The organism is Pseudomonas sp. B12(2026) (assembly GCF_057767015.1).
This window is the reverse complement of sequence record NZ_CM173430.1, coordinates 4,945,875-4,967,500: the sequence shown is the minus strand read 5'-3', so window position 1 is coordinate 4,967,500 and position 21,626 is coordinate 4,945,875. Positions and strand designations below refer to the sequence as shown.

16 protein-coding genes, 2 rRNA genes and 1 pseudogene (1 of these 19 only partly in view) are annotated in these 21,626 nt (G+C 65.5%); 16 read left to right on the top strand and 3 right to left on the bottom strand.

Translation table 11 applies throughout. The features are described 5' to 3' along the window. The 5 genes from AC3B6A_RS23125 to AC3B6A_RS23105 form a co-directional block, all read left to right on the top strand. A 23S ribosomal RNA gene (locus tag AC3B6A_RS23125) occupies nucleotides 1-2,090 on the top strand (it extends 801 nt beyond the left edge of the window). A 131-nt stretch (nucleotides 2,091-2,221) separates the two neighbouring features. Continuing rightward, nucleotides 2,222-2,337: ribosomal RNA gene (gene rrf / locus AC3B6A_RS23120) — 5S ribosomal RNA — on the top strand. A gap of 135 nt (nucleotides 2,338-2,472) precedes the next feature. Next, nucleotides 2,473-3,129 (top strand): paraquat-inducible protein A, encoded by a 657-nt coding sequence (locus AC3B6A_RS23115; protein ID WP_488399438.1) that lies wholly within the window; start codon nucleotides 2,473-2,475, stop codon nucleotides 3,127-3,129. Continuing rightward, a complete protein-coding gene (locus AC3B6A_RS23110; protein WP_488399437.1) occupies nucleotides 3,116-3,736 on the top strand; it encodes a paraquat-inducible protein A in 621 nt (206 codons plus the stop codon). Before AC3B6A_RS23115 ends, AC3B6A_RS23110 begins: the two co-directional genes overlap by 14 nt. Then, nucleotides 3,729-6,029 (top strand): PqiB family protein, encoded by a 2,301-nt coding sequence (locus AC3B6A_RS23105; RefSeq protein WP_488399436.1) that lies wholly within the window; start codon nucleotides 3,729-3,731, stop codon nucleotides 6,027-6,029. The genes AC3B6A_RS23110 and AC3B6A_RS23105 overlap by 8 nt, the downstream gene beginning before the upstream one ends. A 236-nt stretch (nucleotides 6,030-6,265) precedes the next feature. On the opposite strand, the gene mksF is transcribed toward AC3B6A_RS23105, so the two are convergent. The 3 genes from mksF to mksB are packed head-to-tail and all read right to left on the bottom strand — an operon-like array spanning nucleotide 6,266 to nucleotide 11,122. Then, nucleotides 6,266-9,100, bottom strand: coding sequence for an Mks condensin complex protein MksF (gene mksF / locus AC3B6A_RS23100; protein ID WP_488399435.1), 2,835 nt, complete (start codon nucleotides 9,098-9,100; stop codon nucleotides 6,266-6,268). After that, nucleotides 9,097-9,855: an Mks condensin complex protein MksE gene (gene mksE / locus AC3B6A_RS23095; protein WP_488399434.1), complete on the bottom strand. Its 759-nt coding sequence runs from the start codon at nucleotides 9,853-9,855 to the stop codon at nucleotides 9,097-9,099. Before mksE ends, mksF begins: the two co-directional genes overlap by 4 nt. After that, the gene (gene mksB / locus AC3B6A_RS23090) at nucleotides 9,845-11,122 is read right to left on the bottom strand and encodes an Mks condensin complex protein MksB (RefSeq protein ID WP_488399433.1); all 1,278 of its coding nucleotides are present in this window, start codon (nucleotides 11,120-11,122) and stop codon (nucleotides 9,845-9,847) included. Before mksB ends, mksE begins: the two co-directional genes overlap by 11 nt. A 215-nt stretch (nucleotides 11,123-11,337) precedes the next feature. Between mksB and AC3B6A_RS23085 the strand changes: the two genes are divergently transcribed. The 11 genes and pseudogenes from AC3B6A_RS23085 to AC3B6A_RS23035 form a co-directional block, all read left to right on the top strand. Then, the gene (locus AC3B6A_RS23085; protein WP_488399432.1) at nucleotides 11,338-11,943 is read left to right on the top strand and encodes a hypothetical protein; all 606 of its coding nucleotides are present in this window, start codon (nucleotides 11,338-11,340) and stop codon (nucleotides 11,941-11,943) included. A gap of 250 nt (nucleotides 11,944-12,193) precedes the next feature. Then, nucleotides 12,194-13,291, top strand: coding sequence for a hypothetical protein (locus tag AC3B6A_RS23080; RefSeq protein ID WP_488399431.1), 1,098 nt, complete (start codon nucleotides 12,194-12,196; stop codon nucleotides 13,289-13,291). Nucleotide 13,292: 1 nt separating this feature from the next. Next, nucleotides 13,293-14,852 carry a hypothetical protein gene (locus AC3B6A_RS23075; protein WP_488399430.1) on the top strand — a complete coding sequence of 520 codons (1,560 nt, stop codon included), beginning with the start codon at nucleotides 13,293-13,295 and terminating at the stop codon, nucleotides 14,850-14,852. Between the two features lie 11 nt (nucleotides 14,853-14,863). Further along, on the top strand, nucleotides 14,864-15,373 hold the full coding sequence (locus AC3B6A_RS23070; protein ID WP_488399429.1) for a DUF6160 family protein: 510 nt from the start codon (nucleotides 14,864-14,866) through the stop codon (nucleotides 15,371-15,373). Nucleotides 15,374-15,470: 97 nt separating this feature from the next. Further along, the gene (locus tag AC3B6A_RS23065; protein ID WP_488399428.1) at nucleotides 15,471-16,292 is read left to right on the top strand and encodes an energy transducer TonB; all 822 of its coding nucleotides are present in this window, start codon (nucleotides 15,471-15,473) and stop codon (nucleotides 16,290-16,292) included. Beyond that, entirely contained in the window at nucleotides 16,289-16,741 is a 453-nt protein-coding gene (rimI, locus tag AC3B6A_RS23060; protein WP_488399427.1) for a ribosomal protein S18-alanine N-acetyltransferase, read from the top strand. Before AC3B6A_RS23065 ends, rimI begins: the two co-directional genes overlap by 4 nt. Beyond that, nucleotides 16,737-18,230, top strand: coding sequence for a flavin monoamine oxidase family protein (locus AC3B6A_RS23055; protein ID WP_488403678.1), 1,494 nt, complete (start codon nucleotides 16,737-16,739; stop codon nucleotides 18,228-18,230). Before rimI ends, AC3B6A_RS23055 begins: the two co-directional genes overlap by 5 nt. Beyond that, nucleotides 18,205-19,449, top strand: coding sequence for a C69 family dipeptidase (locus AC3B6A_RS23050; RefSeq protein WP_488399426.1), 1,245 nt, complete (start codon nucleotides 18,205-18,207; stop codon nucleotides 19,447-19,449). Before AC3B6A_RS23055 ends, AC3B6A_RS23050 begins: the two co-directional genes overlap by 26 nt. 63 nt (nucleotides 19,450-19,512) lie before the next feature. Beyond that, a complete protein-coding gene (gene can / locus AC3B6A_RS23045; RefSeq protein WP_488399425.1) occupies nucleotides 19,513-20,157 on the top strand; it encodes a carbonate dehydratase in 645 nt (214 codons plus the stop codon). Between the two features lie 78 nt (nucleotides 20,158-20,235). Further along, a complete protein-coding gene (locus AC3B6A_RS23040; protein ID WP_488399424.1) occupies nucleotides 20,236-21,234 on the top strand; it encodes an isocitrate/isopropylmalate dehydrogenase family protein in 999 nt (332 codons plus the stop codon). 114 nt (nucleotides 21,235-21,348) lie between these two features. Beyond that, nucleotides 21,349-21,613: pseudogene (locus AC3B6A_RS23035) on the top strand (tyrosine-type recombinase/integrase); the annotation flags it as partial. Nucleotides 21,614-21,626 lie beyond the last annotated feature (13 nt).

Genomic DNA, 21,626 nt, shown 5'->3' with positions numbered 1-21,626 from the left:
TCTCCTCGAAAGCTATTTAGGTAGCGCCTCACGTATCACTCCAGGGGGTAGAGCACTGTTTCGGCTAGGGGGTCATCCCGACTTACCAAACCGATGCAAACTCCGAATACCTGGAAGTGTCAGCGTGGGAGACACACGGCGGGTGCTAACGTCCGTCGTGAAAAGGGAAACAACCCAGACCGTCAGCTAAGGTCCCAAAGTTGTGGTTAAGTGGTAAACGATGTGGGAAGGCTTAGACAGCTAGGAGGTTGGCTTAGAAGCAGCCACCCTTTAAAGAAAGCGTAATAGCTCACTAGTCGAGTCGGCCTGCGCGGAAGATGTAACGGGGCTCAAACCACACACCGAAGCTACGGGTTCGTCGTAAGACGAGCGGTAGAGGAGCGTTCTGTAAGCCTGTGAAGGTGAGTTGAGAAGCTTGCTGGAGGTATCAGAAGTGCGAATGCTGACATGAGTAACGACAATGGGTGTGAAAAGCATCCACGCCGAAAGACCAAGGGTTCCTGCGCAACGTTAATCGACGCAGGGTTAGTCGGTCCCTAAGGCGAGGCTGAAGAGCGTAGTCGATGGGAAACAGGTTAATATTCCTGTACTTCTAGTTACTGCGATGGAGGGACGGAGAAGGCTAGGCCAGCTTGGCGTTGGTTGTCCAAGTTTAAGGTGGTAGGCCGAACACTTAGGCAAATCCGGGTGTTCAAGGCCGAGAGCTGATGACGAGCTTTCTTTTAGAGAGCGAAGTGGTTGATGCCATGCTTCCAGGAAAAGCTTCTAAGCTTCAGGTAACTAGGAACCGTACCCCAAACCGACACAGGTGGTCGGGTAGAGAATACCAAGGCGCTTGAGAGAACTCGGGTGAAGGAACTAGGCAAAATGGCACCGTAACTTCGGGAGAAGGTGCGCCGGCGAGGGTGAACGATTTACTCGGTAAGCCCATGCCGGTCGAAGATACTAGGCCGCTGCGACTGTTTATTAAAAACACAGCACTCTGCAAACACGAAAGTGGACGTATAGGGTGTGACGCCTGCCCGGTGCCGGAAGGTTAATTGATGGGGTTAGCGAAAGCGAAGCTCTTGATCGAAGCCCCGGTAAACGGCGGCCGTAACTATAACGGTCCTAAGGTAGCGAAATTCCTTGTCGGGTAAGTTCCGACCTGCACGAATGGCGTAACGATGGCGGCGCTGTCTCCACCCGAGACTCAGTGAAATTGAAATCGCTGTGAAGATGCAGTGTATCCGCGGCTAGACGGAAAGACCCCGTGAACCTTTACTGTAGCTTTGCACTGGACTTTGAGCCTGCTTGTGTAGGATAGGTGGGAGGCTTTGAAGCGTGGACGCCAGTTCGCGTGGAGCCAACCTTGAAATACCACCCTGGCATGCTTGAGGTTCTAACTCTGGTCCGTAATCCGGATCGAGGACAGTGTATGGTGGGCAGTTTGACTGGGGCGGTCTCCTCCTAAAGAGTAACGGAGGAGTACGAAGGTGCGCTCAGACCGGTCGGAAATCGGTCGCAGAGTATAAAGGCAAAAGCGCGCTTGACTGCGAGACAGACACGTCGAGCAGGTACGAAAGTAGGTCTTAGTGATCCGGTGGTTCTGTATGGAAGGGCCATCGCTCAACGGATAAAAGGTACTCCGGGGATAACAGGCTGATACCGCCCAAGAGTTCATATCGACGGCGGTGTTTGGCACCTCGATGTCGGCTCATCACATCCTGGGGCTGAAGCCGGTCCCAAGGGTATGGCTGTTCGCCATTTAAAGTGGTACGCGAGCTGGGTTTAGAACGTCGTGAGACAGTTCGGTCCCTATCTGCCGTGGACGTTTGAGATTTGAGAGGGGCTGCTCCTAGTACGAGAGGACCGGAGTGGACGAACCTCTGGTGTTCCGGTTGTCACGCCAGTGGCATTGCCGGGTAGCTATGTTCGGAAAAGATAACCGCTGAAAGCATCTAAGCGGGAAACTTGCCTCAAGATGAGATCTCACTGGGAACTTGATTCCCCTGAAGGGCCGTCGAAGACTACGACGTTGATAGGTCGGGTGTGTAAGCGCTGTGAGGCGTTGAGCTAACCGATACTAATTGCCCGTGAGGCTTGACCATATAACACCCAAACAATTTGTGTGTTAGACGGTGAAGTCGACGAACCGAAAGTTCGTGAGAACCGCAAATACCTGTCACATACCCGAATCCGGATGAGCGTGCGCGCAAGCCACGAGCGTCCTAAAGAATTGCTTGACGACCATAGAGCGTTGGAACCACCTGATCCCATCCCGAACTCAGCAGTGAAACGACGCATCGCCGATGGTAGTGTGGGGTTTCCCCATGTGAGAGTAGGTCATCGTCAAGCACCTATCCCAAAGCCCCTGATCAGCCAACGCTGGTCGGGGGCTTTGCTTTTGCGCGCGGAAAAGCTACCCATCTATCGAAGCTTTGAGCACGCCGCCTCGTCTACAATAGCGTCAACTTTCCTCTGAGCTTTTTCATGTCCGAAATCCAAGGTGATGCGCTACAGCACCTGCCGCTGGATCAGCTGACCGCGTGCCATGAGTGCGATCTGTTGATGCGGCGCCAGCCCGTGCCGTTGGGGCAGAGGTCGGTTTGTCCGCGATGCGGCTATGAGCTGGAGATACACCGCCCCTACATGGTGAAGCGCGCCTTGGCGCTGGTGCTGACGGCGCTGCTGTTCTACATACCGGCGAATTTCCTGCCGATCATGCACATCACCATCCTCGGGCAGGTCAGTACCGACACGGTCTGGAGCGGGGTACTGGGTCTTTACAATTCGAGCATGAAAGGTGTCGCCATCCTGGTGTTCCTGTGCAGCATGGTCATTCCGCTGGTCAAGCTGCTCTGCCAGCTGTTCGTGCTGCTCACACTGCATTTCAAAAGGATGCGCGAGCACGGCATGTTGCTGCTGCGTGGATACCAGCACTTGCGCGAGTGGGGGATGCTCGAGGTCTACCTGATGGGCATCCTGGTTTCGATCGTGAAGCTGATCGGCATGGCCGAGTTGCATATCGGACCGGGGCTGGCCTGCTTCGTGGCACTGTTGTTCACCCAGGTCTGGCTGGAAGTGACCATGTCCCACCACCAGGTCTGGGGCGAGCTGTCCGGGGAGTTCGACGATGCGAGCCATTGATGCCGGCCTCCTGATCTGCGGTGAGTGCCACCAGCTCAATCGTCGCGCCGAGGACGGCGAAACCACCTGCAGCCGCTGTGGCGCCGTGGTGCACGAGCGTCGGCCGAACAGCCTGGTGCGGACCTGGGCGCTGCTGATCACCGCTGCGATTCTCTACATTCCCGCCAACCTGCTGCCGATCATGACGGTCAACTTCCTCGGCAACGGCATGCCGGCGACCATCATGGAGGGGGTGATCGAGCTGATCAACGCGAACATGGTGCCGATCGCCACGGTGGTTTTCGTCGCCAGTATCGTGGTCCCCACCTTCAAGCTGGTCGGCATCACCCTGCTGTTGTATTCGGTACAGCGCCACCAGCCCATGTCTGCCAGGCAGAGGATCATGATGTACCGGTTCATCGAGTGGATCGGTCGCTGGTCGATGCTCGATATCTTCGTCATCGCGATCCTGGTAGCCCTGGTGAATTTCGGCAATCTGGCCACCATCGAAGCAAACCTCGGTGCGGCCGCTTTCGCCAGCGTGGTGGTACTGACCATGCTGGCTGCAGTGACCTTCGATCCCCGGCTGATCTGGGACAACACGGACGCGGAAAACGACGATGAGTGATCTTCCCACCCCGAAGATGCGCAAGACCACCAACTGGTCGGCTATCTGGATCCTGCCGCTGATCGCCCTGGCGATCGGCGCCTGGCTGGCCTGGAGGGCCTACGATCAGGCGGGGATCATGATCGATATCCGCTTCGAAAGCGGCGAGGGAATCCAGATCAACAAGACCGAGGTGGTCTTCAAGGGGATCGGCGTCGGCAAAGTGGTCGACCTGCATGTGAACAAGCCGGACCTGGGCGTCACCGCGGTCGTCGAGATGCGCAAGGAGGCGGCCGAATACCTGAGCAAGGACACCCGTTTCTGGCTGGTGAAGCCGCGTGTGTCGCTGGCCGGGGTGACCGGCCTGGAGACCCTGGTGTCGGGCAACTACATCGCCATCGACCCGGTGAAGGGTGAGCAGCAGAGGAGCTTCACCGCGCTGAAGGAGCCGCCGCCGCTTTCCGACAGCCTGCCCGGCCTGCACCTGACGCTGAAGGCCGAGCGGCTGGGTTCGCTGGAACAGGGCAGCCCGATCTATTACCGGCAGATTCAGGTGGGCCAGGTGAAGAGCTATCACCTGGCCGACGACCAGAAGACCATCGAGGTGAAGATCCACATCGAGCCGGCCTACGCCAACCTCGTGCGCAAACATACGCGTTTCTGGAACGCCAGCGGCATCACCCTGTCCGGCGACCTGAGCGGCCTCAAGCTGCGCACCGAGTCGCTGGCCGCCATCGCCGCCGGCGGTATCGCCTTTTCGACGCCGGAGAACTACTCGGACAGCCCTCCCACCGACCCGACCAAACCCTTCCGCCTCTATGAGGACTACGATGCCGCCCAGGCCGGCCTCAACGTCAGGCTCAAGGTCACCGACGTCAGCGGGCTCAGCGCCGGCAGTACGCCGGTGATGTACAACGGCGTGCAGGTCGGCACCGTGAAGAGCATCGACATGGACCAGGATTTCAACGGCGCCACCGCGTCGCTGTCCATGGACCCGCGCACCGAGGATTTCCTCAATAGCGGCACCGAGTTCTGGCTGGTCAAGCCGAGCATTTCCCTCGCGGGCATCACCGGCCTGGAAGCGCTGGTGAAGGGCAACTACCTGAGCGTGCGTTTCTCCAAGACCGGCGAGCCGACCCGCGATTTCGTCATCCGTCCCAAGGCGCCGCCGCTGAACCTGGACTCCCCGGGCCTGCACCTGGTGCTGACCACCGACAGGCTGGGCTCGCTGGAAGTCGGCACGCCGATCCTCTATCGGCAACTGAAGGTGGGGAGCGTGCAGAGCTACCAGCTGTCCCGCCGTGATCCGTCGCGGATGATCATCGGTGTGCATGTCGAGCCGGAATACGCCCACCTGGTGAACACCTCGACGCGCTTCTGGAACGTCAGCGGGGTGACCGTCAGTGGCGGGCTCGATGGCATCAAGCTCAAGAGCGAGTCGCTGCAGACCCTGATCGCCGGCGGCATCGCCTTCGATACGCCGGATCCCAAGGCGCCTCCGGTGACCAAGGTGCGGCGTTTCGCGCTGTTCGACAGCGAGGAGACGGCCCACGCCCGGGGCCTGATGATCGAGCTGCGTGCCGACACCGCCGATGGCCTCAAGGAAGGCACCGTGCTGCGCTACAAGGGCCTGGAAGTCGGGCGCGTCGAGCAGATGGCGCTGAACAAGGACATCAGCGGCGTGGTGATGAAGGTGCGCCTGACCCGCGCGGAGGATCGCATCGCACGCCAGGGCACGCGCTTCTGGGTGGTCGCGCCGGAGGTGGGGCTTTCCGGTGTGTCCCACCTGGGCACCATCGTCAGCGGCCAGTACATCGAAGTCCTGCCGGCCGACAAGCCGGGCCAGGCGCAGACCGCCTTCAGCCTGCTGGCCGGCGAACCGAACCGCCTGCTGGACGCCGAGGGTCTGCGTCTGACGCTGAGCGCGCCCCGCCGCGGCTCGCTGAAGACGGGTGTGCCGGTGACCTACCGCGAGGTGCAGGTGGGCAAGGTGACCTCCTTCGAGCTGGGCGAGACCGCCGACCGGGTGTTGATCCACATCCTGGTCGAGCCGCGCTATGCACCGCTGGTGCGCACCGGCAGCCGGTTCTGGATCACCAGCGGCGTGGGCGTGGAGGCCGGCCTGTTCAAGGGCGTGAAGGTGCGTACCGAGTCCTTCGAGACCATTCTCGCCGGCGGCGTCGCCTTCGCCACGCCGAACAACGCCGACATGGGGCCGCCGGCCAAGCCGGGGCAGACCTTCGCGCTGTTCGACGAGTACAACGACGAGTGGCTGAACTGGGCGCCGAAGATCCCGCTGGGCAAGGCGAACTGACCGCTTCACGAACAGGAAAAGGGCCGCGCTTGCGGCCCTTTTTCATTTCATTCCGCTTTTCGTAGGAGCGAGCTTGCTCGCGAAGGGTTTATTGCCGGATTCGGTGCTGTGCTGTGCTGTGCTGTGCGGTTCGCGAGCAAGCTCGCTCCTACAGGAACCGTCCGCGCCATCACGGTAGTCCGGAAAAGAAGAAGCCCCGCATTGGTGGGGCTTTTTCTTTGGCGTAGCGGGAAGACTCACGCCGGTTCGGCGCTGGCCTCCACGTCGTTGTGCGCCGCCTTCTCGGTATCCCGGCGGCGGATGAACTTCCAGTCCGCCTCGTCGATGTAGATGCCGTTGGGGCCGCTGCCGCCCTCCAGGTCGATGGCCACCTGCGCCGAGACCTGCGGCTTGACGCTCGCCAGGATCGGCACGAAGCCCAGTTGCAGGCTGGTTTCCAGCAGCGCCGACTGGTTGCGCTCGTCGATGTCCGCCGCCTCGTCGAGGTAGTAGGGCAGGCGCACGCGGCCGGCCTGCTCGCGGTCCATCAGGTGCAGCAGCAGGTACATGTTGGTCAGCGCCTTGATAGTCATGGTGGTGCCGTTGGATGCCGCACCGTCGATGTCGGTGTGCATGATCGGCTGGCCGCCCATCTTGGTGATCTCGAACGCCAGCTCGAACAGGTCCTTCAGGCCCAGTTGGTTGTTGTTCGCCGCCACCAGGCGCGACAGGTAGTCCTTGGCTTCCTCGTTCTTCGCATCCTGCTCGGCGCTCTGGGTCAGGTCGAACACCGAGAGATTCTCGCCTTCCTCGTACTGGCCGGCGCTGTGGATGATCTGGTCGATGTGCTTGAGCGCATCCTTGTTCGGCGCCAGCACGATGCGGAAGCTCTGCAGGTTCGACACCTGGCGCTTGTTGATCTCGCGGTTGAACAGCGCCAGCTGGTGTTCCAGGTTGTCGTAGTCGCTGCGGATGTTGCGCAGGGTGCGGGCGATGTCGGTGACTGCCGCGCGGCGCGCCTTGGCCAGGGTGAGCGCCTCGTCGGTGCGGTGCGCGTAGGCGTTGATCAGCAGTTGCAGGCGGCGCTCCGGGTCGTCCTCGCTGTCGAACTTGGCCACGCCCTTCAGGCGCACCTGGGCGTACAGCGCCTCGATCTGGCCGTCCACGCGCTGCAGCGCCTGCCAGGTGTCCTGGTAGTCGTTGAGCAGCGGCAGCAGGTTGTCCAGCGAGTCGTCCACCGGGTCCATGAACGGCGTGCCGAAGGGCAGGTTGGCGGGCAGCAACTGGCGGCGGCGCAGGGCGTCGTCGAGGGTGCGCTGCTTGGCTTCCAGGTCGGCGAGCTGGCGGCCGACCAGTTGCAGCTTGGCGGAGAGCTGCTGGACGCGCTCGGTGAAGGCGTCGGCGGAGCGCTTGAACTCGTCCTGGGTCGCTTCCAGTTGCGCCAGCTGTTCCAGCTTGGCCGGCTCCTCGGCGCTCAGGGTCTGGCTGCGGCGGAAGTCTTCCAGGGCCTTCTGCGCATCCAGCACGTCCTGGTAAAGCTTGTCCGCCTGCGCCTTGCTGGCGTTGCGGTCGGCGGCCACGGCCTGCTGGGTCTTGAGCTGCTTGAGCTCCTTCTCCAGGCGCTCCTTCTGGTCGCGCAGGGCGGCGCGGTCGGCCAGGGCCTGCAGGGCCGGCGGCTCGATGTGCGAGAGGTCGATGGACAGGCCGGGCACTTCGAAGCGCTCGCCCTTGAAGGCATCGAGGATCTTCTCGACGCTACCGACCCACTGGCCGTCCTCGTCCAGGCTCACGCCCTTCTCGCCCAGCGGCAGGCTGAACAGCGCGCCGTTGAACAGGCGCATCAGGCGCTCCACGTCCTGCTGGGAGAACTCCTCGCGCAGGCGCGCGTAGCTGTTGTTGTCGGCGTGTTCGAGCTGCTGGCGGACGCCCTTCAGGCGTTTCTCCAGGTCGCGCAGGCGCTCTTCCAGGTCTTCGCTGGAGAACTGCCGGGAGTGCGCCAGGGCGCCGGCCAGTTCGTCGTGGGCGTCCTTGGCGGCGAGCAGCTGCTGCTCCAGCACCTTGGCATCCTCGACCAGCGCGAAGCGGTTCTTCAGCACGGCCAGTTCGCCCATCCAACGCTGGATCTCGCTGATCTCGCGCTCCAGGCGCATCAGCTCGGCGGTGCTGCCGCGTTGTTCGTTCTGCAGGCCGTCCTGCTCGCGGCGGTAGTGCTCGGCCTGGATCACCAGCTCTTCCTTGCGCGCGCCGGAATAGTCTTCCCAGGTGCCCAGCAGGTTATCCAGCAGCGGCGAAAGGCGGTGCATCTTGCCGCGCAGCAGTTCGCGCTGGGTTACGCCGTTGGCCAGGGCTTCCACCAGCGGGCCGGCGGCGACCAGCGCCTGGTAGTCGCCTTCCATGCGGCGCACGTCGCGGAAGGCTTCCTCGCAGGCGGCGATGTAGTCGACGCTGCCCGAACGCAGGCTGTGCTCGAAGGCATCGAGGAACAGCTGCTTGAGCTTGGCGGCGGTGATCTCGCGCATGTGCAGCAGGTTGATGAACAGCGAGCGGAAGGTCTTCAGGCTCTGTTCGCTGGTGGAGCGCAGCGGGATCAGGGTCAGGTCCAGCGGGATCGAGGTGTGGCCGCCGACCAGCAGGCGGCGCAGCTCGTCGGGCTTGAGCTCGTAGGACTTGATGCCCTCGCGCTCGAGGTTGGCGTACAGCTCGCGCAGGCGCAGGCAGGTGCCGTTCTTCTGGTAGTGCTCAAGATCCAGCTCGCCCTGGTAGGCGAAGAACTGGTGGCCGAAGCCGCCGCCCGGGCCGCGTCCGCCGACGCCGATCACATGGCGGCCGTGGGGCAGGTCCAGTTCGATGAGGATGTAGCTGGTGTCGGTGGCGAAGTAGAACTTGCGCGAGGCTTCCAGGCTGTACTTGCCGAAGCTCATGTCGGACATGCGCGCGAGGATCGGGAACTGCAGCGCGTTGATCGACGCCGACTTGCCGAGGTTGTTCGCGCCGTACACCGACAGCGGCTGCTCCAGCGGGAAGATGCCGAGGCTGTAGCCGGCGGTGTTGAGCAGGGCGAAGCGGCGGATGCCGTAGCGTTCCTGGTTCATGCCTGGGCCTCCATGTCGGCTTGTTCTTCGGCGATGGCGCGGGCGAGGGCGTCTTCTTCGCTCTCTTCTTCAACAATGGCGGCCGGCTCGTCGATCACCACGATGGCATCGGCGGGATCTTCGGCCGGCTCGTCGGCGTACGACTCCAGAATCACCACCGGCTCGTCGTCCTCGTCCATCAGCGCGGGCGCGGTGAACTGCATTTCGCTGCTGTGCAGGTTGCTGGCCAGGTCGCGGTCCTGCTGGACCGACAGGCAGACATCGAGGAAGCGGTGGATCGGCGGCAGGAAGCGGTACACGCCGTTGTCCTCGGCGGCGAAGCCGAGCTGGGTGAGGCGGCGCATGACCTTCTCTTCCAGTTCTTCCTGGGTGGTCACTTCGGCCTGCAGGAACAGGTCGCGGTACTTGTCCAGCAGCGGCGGCAGCTCGTCGCGGCCGATGCTGCCGCCGTCGAGCACGGCCAGCGGGTCGCGGCCCTGGTCGGCGAGGTGCTCGACGAGGATGAAGGTGAACAGCGCCAGGCGCTGGGCGGTCTTGTTCACCTGGGCGCCGATCTGCTCGGGGACGAAGTAGTAGAAGCCGCGGGTGTCGCAGACCAGCTCGTAGCCCAGGCTGCGGAACAGCGCGCGGTAGGCGTCCTGCTGGTTGGACAGCTGGCTGTACAGCTCCGGGTCGCGGCGGCTGATGTGGAAACCCTTGAACAGCTCGCGGAAGATCGGCGCGAGCTGGGTCATTTCGGTGAGATTAATCTGCATGCGATTCGCTCTTGCTGTCCTTGCCAGCGGTCGGGCCGGCGATCAGGGCGAAGGAGCACAGGCTGACGCTGTGCTGGAGAGTGTCGTATTGGCGGCGCTCGAGGCGGTCGCGCTGGAAGCGGGCGTCGCGCGACAGGCGCGAGAACCAGTAGAGCAGTTCGTCGGTGGCGCCTTCGGGCTCCTGCTCCAGCAGCCACTGCATCAGGTCCGGCAGCGGCAGCGCAGCCTGGCAGCGGTCGAGCATCTCGCGGGCGGTGCGCGGCGAGCGCTGCGGGCCGTCGCTCTTGCGATTGCCGCTGGCCTTGGGGAAATGCGCAGGCTTGGGCTGGAAGCTGGCGAGGGCGAAGACATAGCTTTCGACCTGCGAGGCGCTGCCCAGGAAGGTGCTCTGCGGCCGGGTGAACAGCGGCAGCGCGGCCTGCGGCACGGCATCGATGCCCTTGCGGCGGATGACCGACAGCGCCAGGGCGGCGCCGCGGGTGATCGCGTTGTGCCGGCGGGCTTCCTCGCGCAGCGGCAGCAGCAGTTCGCGGGCGCGGCGCAGGGTGAGCTGGGCGGTGGTCTGCATTTCCAGGATGCGCGCGTGGGTGCGCAGCAGCTGGTCGTCGTCCACCAACTGGCCGAGGCGCGCCTGTTCGCCGAGCAGGCGCAGCAGCACCTGCTCCACGCGGCGCACGCCCTGCTCGAAGGCGCCGTCGGCGGAGACCAGCTGGATCATCGGTTCGACGTATTCGTCCCAGGTCGCCAGGACTTCCGCGTAGCGCTGGCGCAGCGGAATCTGCCGGTCGCTGGTCTTGGCCCGCTCGGCCACGGCGACCAGCGCCTGTTCGTCGTTGGCCAGTTTCTTCAGCACGTCGCGCACGCGCATGTCGAGCAGGCGCAGCTGGCGGGACAGGTCGTTGCCGTCGCGCACTTCGAAGGCGTCGCGGATGTAGCCGGCGAGGCGTTCCAGGTGGCGCAGGTAGGCTTCGATCTCCAGGCACAGGCCCAGGCGGTGTTCCTGGCGCAGGTAGGCGAGGAAGTCGTGGATCTGCGCGTTCAGCTCGAAGCGGTTGGGGCTTTTCGCCACCGGGACGAGGATGTCCAGGCGGACCCACTGGTCGAGCAGGGCGGTGATGTCCACCGGGGTGCTGTCGGGCAGCTGGCTGGCGAGCTGGTTGCGCAGCTCCACCAGGCTCAGGGTGCCGGCGTCGAAGCGCTCGCACAGCGGTTCGAGCAGCACCCAGTGTTCGGCAAGGGCGCGGAGTACGCGTCGTGGGTCGATCATCGGCTGAGTCGGGCCTGAAATGAACAAAGGGAGCGATTGTACTGCAAAGGCTCTGCACTGGCCGACAGAGTGACGAAACGTGTCAGATTGCGACGAAGCGAGCGGTCCCGCGTGAAGTCAATCACGGTAATTCGCGGCTAAATAGCAGAACTTTCTGGCATGTTTTCTGCCATGCCTCTGACAAGAGACAAGTCATCAGAATCTGATCTACCGCAATGACCTACGACGCCGCCCTCGCCAGAGCCCGGTGGGCCGAACTGGAGCGCCAGAACGACCTCGACTGGGACCTGGACGCCATCACCGACCGCAACGAAGCCATCGCTTTCCTGCAGCGCTTCGAGAACCGCTTGTGCATCTATTCGTCGTACGTCGAGAAGCTCTACAGCAACTACAGCTTCGTGATTCCGGAAAACCAGGACAGCGGCATCACCATCCTGGCCGATGACCAGGCCTGGTTCGACACCTTCCACGACATCCCCGCCGAGGCGGTGGAGCCCACCGGCATCCACATCCTGCCGGGCGAGACCATGGGCTTCAGCGGCCTGTACCTGAAGATCCCCAGCGAGCACCGCCTGGCGGCGTCCCGCGAGCTGCCGTTCCAGGATGGCCTGAAGCTGTTGATCAATCGCTACCGGATGCGCGAGGACATCTTCCTGCCGGTGCTGGTCAAGGGCGACCTGCGCGAGTACGAGGCACGCATGCCCTCGCTGCACCTGCACCGCCTGAACATCGCCAAGCTCCAGCGCCACTCGCGGCTGAACCTCGATTCCATCAAGGGCACCATCGCCGAGCACCTGATCGGGCTGTTCCGCCAGCATTGAGCCTGCGCCGGCCGTGAGCTGTAACCCGGGTGTGACGATGGGTAACAGCCGCGGCGGCGATTTCCCTTCCTGACCGACCACGGGCGTTCGTTCCGAGCGATCCGCCCGGCCATTACTCGACTATGGGTCGGCCCCTTCCTGGCCGGCAACTTCCTATAGTGGCATCACGGCGCCGAGCCGCTCATGACCCGGCGCCCGACGAATAACAACAGGCGCCCGACCAGAAGGAGCGCCAGGAAAGGAGAGTGCCATGCGTCAGTCCTCCGGTCCGTTCAGGCGTGCCCTGGCCCTGCTTTGCGGCGGCCTGCTGGCCTGCTCCGCCCAGGCCCGCATGCAGTCGCTGGACGACAGCGAACTGTCGTCCATCTCCGGCCAGGGCGCGATGCTCACCGTCGACGCCTCCACCTACCAGAACTACCAGTACACCCGGCTCAACTTCGGCGCCGACATCAACCTGCTGACCAACGTGGACCAGCTGAGCCTGGGCAATTACACCCGCACCGGCGCCAACACCGTGTCCAATCAGCCGGCCGACATCCTGATCAACAACTTCGCCCTCGGCCGGGTGGACAACGCCAACTCCGCCCAGGCGACCGTGGTGCCTTTCCAGATCCAGGACCCTTACGTCGAGTTCGCCTTCCAGACCAACGCCCTGGGCGTGCGCCAGCTGGTCGGCGCGCGGGTCGGCTTCGGCCGCGCGCTGGGCGACCTGTCCGGCGACATCCAGTCGCTGACCGGCAACCTGCAGGGCAGGATCTACGGGCCCGCCTCCATCGCCTACAACTACTACCAGCAGACCGTCGGCTGCGGCCTCACCACCTTCCTCAACTGCATCGCCCTGGCGGCGGCCGGGGATACGCCGGTCTACGCGGACGTCAACCTGCTCAAGTCCGGCACCGGGGAAACCACGATCAATGGTCTGCCGATCAACCGCGCCACGCAGATCGGCATCGCCAAGGGCGACTCGCTGCACACCGATTCCACCGGCCTGATCGCCTCGCTGATCCCGACCCTGTCGACCACCAGCAACTGCCAGGCGCTGGGCCTGACCACCTGCTTCGACCTGACCAACTACAAGACCATCTACATCGGCAAGCCGGGCGGCACCAACGTCGCCGCCGACGGCGCGCAGGGCATCTTCTTCTCGCTGCAGAACCAGAACGTGCCCTGGCGGGACCTGGCCAACGCCGGCAATTTCGTCAACACCCAGTCCGGCGCCTTCGCCAACTTCCCCAAGGTGGGCAGCGGCGCGGATACGGTCTACCCGATCCTGATCAACCTCTACGACGCCCTGCGTGGCCTGCCGCGCCAGTCCACCTGCATGGGCGCCCAGGCGGCGGGGTGCTGACATGGACGTACGCGGAACGCTCCTCGCCGGCCTGCTCGGCTGGCTGCTCTGCCTGCCGGCGCAGGCCATGAAGGCCCTGGACGATGAGCAACTGGGCGAGGTCAGCGGCGCGGGCCTGGGTTTCTTCATCGACGGCTTCAGCTACGACCAGGCCAGTGCCTCGGCAAAAATCACCGGGGTGAAGAACAGCGCCAACCAGGACGTCCAGGTGGACATCACCGGCGCCTACATCAAGGGCGCCGGCAGCCAGCGCGGCACGCTCGACACCAGGGCCTACATGGGCACGCCCATGCACCCGTTCACCTTCGGGCCGGTCGGCTACAAGGCCGGCGCCAACATCCCCGCCGGGCAGCAGGCGCTGCAACTGATGACGCCGACCTGGACCGACCCGATCAACGACACCCACAAGTTCGGCCTCTGGTCCTACTACCAGGGCTGCCTGTACGGCGAGAGCGGCTGCACCGATCCCACCCAGGCGACGACCAGGATCAACAGCGAGCTCAACGCCCTGACCTCCCAGCGCGACAGCCTGCTGAGCACCTACAGCAGCAACATGAGCGGGCTGAAGACCAGCATCGACACCGACATGGCCACGGTGAACGTCCGCCAGGCCGAGCTGAACACGGCGCAGGCCGATACCAAGGTGAAGTACAGCAGCATGGCTTCGCTGTACGACCAGTTGCCGGCGCAGATCTGCGGGCTCACCTGCCAGAGCAAGCCGGAGCTCGGCCAGACCTACAGCTGCCCGCTGTTCGCCAACTGCTCCGCGACGACCTCCTACAACAACTCGGTGTCGGCCTATAACACCAGCGCGAGCAACCAGGAGACCGCGCAGCAGAACCTCAGCGCGGCCTGGAACGTCACCTGGAACGGCAGGACCCTCAGCCAGCGCGCCAGCGACTACGACCGCTTCGTCCAGCTCTGCGGCGCGCAGAGCGGCACCGCGGCCACCTGCGTCGGCGGCACCGTCAAGCGCACGCAGGGCAACGTCGCCACCGTGCAACTGGTCGCCAACACCCTGCAGAGTTCCGGCAACACGCGCATCCAGGGCCTGGACGTCGGCCTGAAGACCACCTTCACCCTGCCCAGCGTCGCCTACAACAGCGATGGCAGCCAGGGCGCCACCAGCACCCGCCAGGACTACTTCGCCATCGACCTGCAGAACTTCACGCTCAACGGCTCCTACCTCAACCTGTGGGGCGACGCCGCCGGCATGAAACTGTCCATGAGCCTGCAGATGTACGCCGACAAGCTGATCATCAGCGGTTGCCAGACCTGCATGGACAGCGACCGCGCCGTGCTGAAGAACATCTACTTCGACCTCAACCTGGGCGACGCCAACTACCAGCCGGCCACCCTCACCGTGGCCAGCTCCGGCGAACTGGTGCTGAACGCGCCGGGCGTCACCTGGGCCAACCACGAGGCCTTCTACCAGAACGTGCAGAAGAGCAACATCAGCATCGGTGACCTGAGCATCAGCGGCACCGACCTCGGTTCGCAGGCCATTCGCGGCATGCGCATCGACTACCTGAACGTGCAGACCCACAGCCTGCCGCGATGAGGAGACTCGCCATGATCCTGCCAGCCAGCCGCGGCCTGCTCGCCGCCTTGCTCGTCGCCGCGCCGCTGGCCCATGCCGAGATGCAGAGCCTCGATGACGACGAGATGTCCGGCGTCACCGGCCAGGAAGGCGTCAGCCTGGCGCTCGACTTCAACCTCGCGGCCAATGCCGCCGATACCCGCTGCCCCGGCGGCTGCGGCGCGCGCCTGGCGATCCAGCCGCTGAACAGCACCGGTTTCGTCGTGCTGGACAACATCAAGGGCACCTTCAGCTTCGACGGCATGAGCCTGGACATGGTGACCATCAACAGCGGCTTCAACGGCGACGGCGCCCTGTTCAACCGCCAGGCCATGAAGATCGGCCTGACCAACGCCAGCGCCAGCAACCTGCAGTTCACCCTCGGCGGCGCCAACCAGGGCAAGGTCGCCGGCAGCGGCCTGCGGCAGATCAGCCTGCTCACCTACCAGGCCACCGGCGCGCTCAAGCTCACCGGCAACGTCTACGTCTTCGGCACGCCCTGAGCGCCGGCCGGCCTTTCCCCCCGGCGCGTTTCACGCGACAATCCCGCCTCGATGTGCCGGCCTGCCCGTGCAGGCGCCATTTACAGGTAACCGCCCCTTGATCGAAGAAGCCCGCCGCCGCGCCTACCTCGGCGCCATGCAGGTCGCCACCTGGCTGCCGCGCGTGGCGTTGCCGTTCGCCGCCCCGTCGCGCCCGCAACTGCTGGAAACGCCCGCGCCCGTGAGCGTCGAGGCCGCACCGCCGGTGCCCGCCGTCCAGGCCGTGCGTGAAGCCGCCGCTCCGGCCGCAGCGCCGGTGGCCGAGGCCGAGCGTTCGATCGCCGCCCGCGTGCTGCCCAAGCCCGCCGCGCCGGGCAAGCCGTCCCTGGCCGCGAAAACCGAACAACAGGCCGAGCCGGAAGCCGAACCCGTGGTTCGCGCCCCGGCCGCGCCGCCGCCGCGCTTCGCCCTGCAACTGCTGCGCGCCGGCGAATGCGCCCTGCTGGTGGAACTGCCCACCGGCGAGCCCCTGGCCAGCCGCGACCCGGCCTACCTGCTGCTGAAGGACCTGCTGCGCGCCGCCGGCCTGCCGGAAAGCCCGCAACTGGTGAGCGAGCCGGTGCGCTGGCCGCTGCTGGCGCGCGGCAACATGGACCAGGGCCCGCAGGCCGCCCGCGAGTTCGTCCAGGGCTTCGTCGCCGCGCGGCTGGAGGAGGGCGCACCCTGCGCCTGCCTGTGGCTGGTCGGCATGCCCGCCGTGCGCTTCGCCGGCGAGGCGGACGAAGAATCCCTGCTGCGCGAGCTGCAGGTCGAGGGTCTGGGCGTCGCCTGGGCCCTGCCGGGCCTCGAGCGCCTGGTCGAAGAACCCACTTTGAAAGCCGACCTCTGGCGCGCCATGCGCCGCGTTCGGCAACGCTGGATGAGTCAGACCCCCGCATGAGCGATGCCGTTTCCTTCCGCCCGATGACCGAGGCGGACCTCGATGCCGTTCTCAAGATCGAATACGCCGCCTTCAGCCACCCCTGGACGCGCGGCATCTTCACCGACGGCCTGAAGAGCTACGAATGCTGGGTGATGTTCGAAGGCACCCAGCAGGTCGGCCACGGCGTGATCCAGCTGATCCTCGACGAAGCGCACCTGCTCAACATCACCGTCAAGCCGGAAAGCCAGGGCCGCGGCCTGGGCCTGCGCCTGCTGGAGCACCTGATGACGCGCGCCCGCGAGCGGGGCGCGGTGGAATGCTTCCTCGAAGTGCGCGAGTCCAACCAGCCGGCCTACCGCCTGTACGAGCGCTACGGTTTCAACGAGATCGGCCGCCGTCGCGGCTACTACCCGGCGGTCGGCGGTCGCGAAGACGCCCTGGTGATGGCCTGCACATTGGTCGATTGACCTCCGTCATGGCGGTAAGAAAATTCCTGCGACTCGGGATTTTCTTAGGACATGGCACTCGCGTACCCTTGTAGCCCATAACAAAAAGAAAAAGGGTCGCAACATGAATCGCAGCGATGTGATCGTGGTGGGCGCCGGTATTTCCGGGCTGACCGCGGCCTGGCGCCTGGCATCGGCCGGGCGGCGGGTGAAGGTGCTGGAGGCCAACAAGCGCGTCGGCGGACGCACCCTCAACCATCATTTCGCCAGCGGCGAAGTGGTCGAGGTGGGCGGCCAGTGGGTCGGCCCGACCCAGGAGCGCATCCTTTCCCTGCTCGCCGAGCTGAACCTGTCGACCTTCCGGCAATGGAACCAGGGCGACAACCTCACCCTCTTCGGCGGCCGGCTAAAGCCCTATCGCGGCACCATTCCCAAGTTTCCGCCCCACGTCCTGCTCGACGTCCTGCAGGCCCACAAGCGCCTGGACCGCATGGCGCGGGAAATCCCCTTGAACGACCCCAGCCTGCACCCCAAGGCGGGGCTGTGGGACAGCCTGACCTTCGCCGAATGGCTGCGCCGCAACGTGCACACCGCCACCGGGCGCAAGGTGTTCGAGCTGATGAGCGGCGCCGTGTTCGCCGCCAGCCCCCATGACCTGTCGTTCCTCCACGTACTCTTCTACATCCGCAGCGGCACCGACCTCGATACCCTGCTCGGCGTCGAAGGCGGCGCGCAGCAGGAGCGCATCCTCGGCGGCTCCCAGCGCATCTGCCTGACCCTCGCCGAGCGCCTGGGCGATGCGGTGCTCACCGGCGAGCCGATCCGCGCCGTGCGGCAGAACGCCGGAGGCGTCGAACTGGTCAGCGATCGCGGCGTGCACCACGCCGCGCGGGTGATCTTCGCCATCCCGCCGACCCAGCTGCTGCGCATCACCCAGGAGCCGCTGCTGCCCAGCTGGCGCGACCAGCTCCTGCAGCGCCAGCCCCAGGGCGCGGTGATCAAGTGCATGGCGCTCTACGACACGCCGTTCTGGCGCGACAAGGGCCTGTCCGGCCAGGCCACCAGCGAGCTCGGCCCGGTGCGCCTGACGTTCGACAACAGCGTCCCCGGTTCCCCGCGCGGCGTGCTGCTCGGCTTCATCGAGGGCGACGAGGCGCGGCAATGGAACGCGCGGCCGGCGGGCGACCGTCGCGGCCAGGTGCTCGACTGCTTCGCTCGCTACTTCGGCGAGGCGGCGCGCGAGCCGGTGGATTACGTGGACAAGTCCTGGGCCGAGGAACCCTTCGCCCGCGGCTGCTATGCCGCGCTGTTCCCGCCGGGGCTCTGGACCGGCGGCGCCGCGCGTCTGCGCGAGCCCTACGGACGCCTGCATTTCGCCGGCACCGAAACGGCGACGCGCTGGATGGGTTATTTCGACGGGGCCGTGGAGGCCGGGGAACGCGCGGCGAGCGAAGTGCTCGGCGCCACAGACGAGGGAGGGGAGTATGTGCGACACCTTGGTATTGCGTAGCGACGGGGCCACCTGGTTCGCCAAGAACAGCGACCGCGAGCCCGCCGAACCGCAACGCCTGATCCGCCTGCCGGCCGTGCACGGCGACCGCGCGGCGACGGTGCGCACCACCTACCTGGAGATTCCCCAGGCGGCCGAGCGCCATGCCGTCATCCTCAGCCAGCCGGCCTGGCTGTGGGGCGCCGAGATGGGTGTCAACGAACGCGGCGTGGCCATCGGCAACGAAGCCGTGTTCACCCGCCTGACCCTGCGCGACGGCGAGGCGCTGCTGGGCATGGACCTGCTGCGCCTGGCCCTGGAGCGTGCGGCGACGGCGCGCGAAGCGCTGGCGGTCATCACCGAACTGCTGGAACGCCACGGCCAGGGCGGGCCGGCCGGCTACCGCAACAAGCGCATGCGCTACGACAACAGTTTCCTCATCGCCGACCGCGACGAAGCCTGGGTGCTGGAAACCGCCGGCCGGCTGTGGGCGGCGAAGAAGGTCGAGCGCTGGGCGATCTCCAACGCCTTGACGCTGGGCCACGACTACGACCTCTCCAGCGCCAACCTGGAGGACCAGGCGCGCCGGCTGGGCTGCTGGAACGGCCGGGGCGACTTCCACTTCGCCCGCGCCTTCGACGGCCGCATGCTGCCCTGGGTCGCCGGGGCGCGGCAGCGGCGGCAGCTCAACCAGGACTTCCTCGCCCACTGCCCGGCGCAGGTCGACTGGCTGGCGCTGGTGGTCGCGCTGCGCAGCCACGGCCACCGCGGCCATCGCTTCTCGCGCCACGACAACCGCCAGGTCTGCCTGCACGCCGGCAGCTTCTGGCGTCCCTCGCAGACCACCGCCAGCCTGATCGCCCGGCTGGACGGCGATTCGCCGCGCATGGCCGCCACCGGCACCTCCGCGCCGTGCCTGTCGATGTTCCAGCCGCTGGGCTTCGAGGCCGGCGCCGGCGAAGGCCTGCTCAGCCACGAGGATGCCGCCGTGGAAGAGTCCCTCTGGTGGCGCTTCGAGACCGTGCACCGGCGCGCGCTGTCCGACCCCGGCTTCGCCAACGCTCTGCGCGCCGGCCACGGCTGGCTGGAAACCGAGTTGCTGGCGGCGCTGGAGCGGCGCACTCTGGATTGGCCGCGCCTGGCCGCCGACGCCCGGGCCTGGCACAACGCCTGGCACCAGCTGGCGCTGCAGGAAGCTGCGCGCCCGCCGCGCTGGTGGCGCCTGAACGCGGCCCGCTGAATGTGGCTTGTCAGGCGCCTCGGTGCTGCGTAAGGTGCGCCAGCCAACGAAGAGGAGCCGGACATGAGCGAGTTGCAGGAACTGTTCGACAACAACGAACGCTGGGCCGAGGCCATCAAGCAGGAAGACCCGGAGTTCTTCGCCAAACTGGCGCGCCAGCAGGCCCCGGAATACCTGTGGATCGGCTGCTCCGACGCCCGCGTGCCGGCCAACGAGATCGTCGGCATGCTGCCGGGCGACCTGTTCGTCCACCGCAACGTCGCCAACGTCGTGCTGCACACCGACCTCAACTGCCTGTCGGTCATCCAGTACGCCGTCGACGTGCTCAAGGTGAAGCACATCCTGGTCACCGGCCACTACGGCTGCGGCGGCGTGCGCGCCGCCCTGCAGCAAGGCCAGCTCGGGCTGATCGACGGCTGGCTGCGCAGCATCCGCGACCTCGCCTACGAATACCGCGAGCACCTCGCCCAGTTCGAAAAGGAAGAGGACAAGGTCGACCGCCTGTGCGAGCTCAACGTCATCCAGCAGGTCGCCAACGTCAGCCACACCAGCATCGTGCAGAACGCCTGGCACCGCGGCCAGTCGCTCTCCGTGTACGGCTGCATCTACGGCATCAAGGACGGCCGCTGGAAGAACCTCAACGTCACCGTCAGCGGCCTTGACCAGCTGCCGCCGCAATACCGCCTGCGCCCGCTCGGGCAGGCGTGAACCGGCCGTCCGCCGGCGCGCCCCGCTGAGGGGCGCGGGCGGATCATGGAAAGGACAGACGGCGAGCGGAGGCCAGCGATGCATCGGTTGTGCGTGATCCCCGGCGACGGCATCGGCCGCGAAGTGGTGCCGGTAGCGGTCCAGGTACTGGAACGGCTGCTGCCCGACCTGCGCGTGGAACAGGCCGAAGCCGGCTGGGAGTGCTTCGAGCGGCGCGGCGTCTCGGTTCCCGACAGCACCCTGTCACGCCTGCGTGCCTGCGGCGCCGGCCTGTTCGGCGCGGTGTCCTCGCCCAGCCACCGGGTCGAAGGCTACCGTAGCGCCATCCTCACCCTGCGCCAGGAGCTGGCGCTCAACCTCAACCTGCGCCCGGTACGCTCCCGCCCGCACGTATCGCCCCACCCGGGCGTCGACCTGCTGATCCTGCGGGAGAACAGCGAGGGCCTCTACAGCGGCCGCGAACACTGGGAATCTGAAGGTGTCGCCATCGCCGAACGGGTCATCAGCCGCGCCGCCTGCGAACGCCTGGCCGCCGACGCCTCGCGCATCGCCCGCCTGCGCGGCGCCCGGCGCATCACCCTGGTGCACAAGGCCAACGTCCTGCCGCTTACCTGCGGCCTGTTCCGCGACACCTGCCGTGACCGGCTGGTGGAGGACGGCTGGAGCGCCGTGCTCGACGAACGCCTGGTCGACGTCGCCGCCCTGCAACTGGTCGAGCGCCCGGAAGCCTTCGACCTGATCGTCACCACCAACCTCTTCGGCGACATCCTCTCCGACCTCGCCAGCCACTGGGGCGGCGGCCTCGGCATGGCGCCGTCGCTCAACCTCGGCGACGGCATCGCCCTCGCCGAACCCGTCCACGGCAGCGCCCCCGACATCGCCGGCAGCGGCCGCGCCAACCCGCTCGCGGCCATCCTCAGCGCCGGCATGTTGCTGCGGCATCATTGGCAACTTCCCGCACTGGCTGAGCGGATCGATGTGGCGGTGGATGGTTTCCTGCGGGACGAGGGGAGTGTGGATTTCGGCGGGGAGACGACGCGGGTGATTGGGCTGGGGGTTTTGCAGCGGCTGGGTTGATCATCTCGTCATGGGATGTGGAAAACCGCCGTGCTGATGGGATAGAACCCGCAACCTGTCGGCCATCTTCCCCGCGCCGGTCTGCCTTGGCTCATGGCACAAGGCGAACCCGCTGGCCGCCTGTTCATGTCCTGCAGAGCAGCTTTCCGTTGTGCCCATGAGCGCTGCGGCTTCGACACGCCGGGGCAGATGACGCACATCCTCCGCCACACCTTACATGATGGGAGGAGGGGACATTCTCACGCTGCAGCGGATCCTCGGGTTCTCCTCGATCACGATGACCATGCGCTATGCGCACCTGTCACCGGAGCATTTGGAATCAGCCATGCGCCTATCGCCACTCGCGCAGCTCGGGCAATCTCAAGTATGCTGTCAATGATTTCATTGATTGC